The organism is Enterobacter sp. C6, assembly GCF_008122455.1.
Lineage (GTDB): Bacteria > Pseudomonadota > Gammaproteobacteria > Enterobacterales > Enterobacteriaceae > Enterobacter > Enterobacter pseudoroggenkampii.
Map to the genome: position 1 here is coordinate 1 of NZ_QPFW01000040.1, position 1,519 is coordinate 1,519.

The 1,519-nt window shown below is 60.3% G+C and carries 3 protein-coding genes; all 3 read right to left on the reverse strand.

The features are described from left to right. Positions 1–579 (reverse strand): MFS transporter (locus DOU50_RS00260; protein WP_148768461.1); only part of this gene is annotated, 579 nt, incomplete at its 3' end. A gap of 16 nt (positions 580–595) precedes the next feature. Beyond that, positions 596–1,357: an ABC transporter ATP-binding protein gene (locus DOU50_RS00265; protein WP_048993021.1), complete on the reverse strand. Its 762-nt coding sequence runs from the start codon at positions 1,355–1,357 to the stop codon at positions 596–598. After that, a partial coding sequence (locus DOU50_RS00270) for an iron chelate uptake ABC transporter family permease subunit (protein WP_148768462.1) occupies positions 1,357–1,519 on the reverse strand: 163 nt, incomplete at its 5' end. The genes DOU50_RS00265 and DOU50_RS00270, both read right to left, overlap by 1 nt.

Genomic DNA, 1,519 nt, shown 5'->3' on the forward strand with positions numbered 1-1,519 from the left:
TGACGCGGGCAGGCAAAAGTAGAGAACCACCAGCGCAACGATAAAGACCCCTGCGCCCGCCAGCGCCACCTGGCGAAAGCCCAGGCCGGTGAGCAGGGCGCCGGCAACCGGGCCCAGTACCGCACCGAGTTCCCCGCAGACCGCAAATAGCGCGAACCACTCCGCCCGGCTTCGTTTACCTTTCGCCTCGCTGTGCGTGCCCGCTTTCGCCAGCAATGCCTCAATAGACGGAGAAAACAGCGCGCCGCCCACGCCTGTCAGGCACGCGCCCAGAATAATCGGCCACAGCGAGCCTCCGAACGCCAGCAGCAGATAGCCCGCAACGCGAATCATGCACCCGCTCAGGATAACGACTTTCGCGCCAAACCTGTCCGAGAGCGCACCACCGACGATAAACATCCCCTGCTGAGAGAACGTGCGCAGGCCGAGGATCAGCCCGATCAGCCCGCCGGAGAGCAGCATATCGTCGCGCAGGAATATCGCCAGGAAGGGGACAACGGCGTAAAAGCCAATGTTAAAAACAAACTGGCTACCCAGTAAGACGGGCGGCCAGAGCGTGGTGGCAGGGCGAAGGGGCATCGTTGTTCACTCGCCCCTAAACGATAAAGTGGATGTGCTTTTTGCCATGGAACGGCGAGATCTCGATTTTGGTTTTGACCCGGAAGACATCCCAGAGCAGCGACTCGGATAAGATATCCTGCGGTGTCCCCGTCGCCACAATTTGCCCTTTCTGCATCACAATCAGCGAGTCGCAGAACATCGAGGCGTGGTTGAGATCGTGGATAGCGACGATGCTGGTGACCGGTAATTCGCTGATCAACTGCATCAGATGCATCTGATGATGGATGTCCAGGTGGTTGGTCGGTTCATCCAGCAGGATTTCCGTCGGAGTCTGGGCCAGCGCGCGGGCAATGTGGACGCGCTGGCGCTCGCCGCCGGAGAGGCTCAGCCAGCCCTGGTCACTTTTATCCAGCATATCCACGCGCTGCAGAGCGGCGGTGACGGTCTCGTCATCGTGGTTGCTCCAGTTGGAAAAGGCGGAGTGGTGTGGAATACGCCCAAGTTTCACCACGTCGCGCACGCGCATATTGGCGTCCGTCATGCCGTGCTGCTCCACGAAGGCGACCCGGCGGGCAAGCTGTTTTTTGGCGATGCGGGAGATGTCCTGCCCGTCCAGGGTAACGCAGCCAGCATCCGGGCGACGCAACCCCGCGAGGATCCGTAAAAGAGACGATTTCCCGCAGCCGTTAGGGCCAAGCAGTCCTACCGTTTCGCCCCGTGACACCTTCAGCGAGACGTCATTAACGATGACCTTTTTGCCGACCTTCCAGGTAATATTTTCCGCGCAGATGCTCATCACTTATTCCTTGAACGGTAGATAATCACGGCAAAGAAGGGGACGCCCACCAGCGCGGTGACCACCCCGACGGGCAGGCTTTGCGGCGCAATCAGCATGCGCGAGGCAATGTCTGCCAGCACCATCAGGATCGCCCCTGCCAGCGCGCTGGCAATCAGCAGC

Bases quoted from the DNA above. Each gene is read 5' to 3' on its own strand.
- DOU50_RS00265 (WP_048993021.1), bottom strand. From the start codon at position 1,357: ATGAGCATCTGCGCGGAAAATATTACCTGGAAGGTCGGCAAAAAGGTC.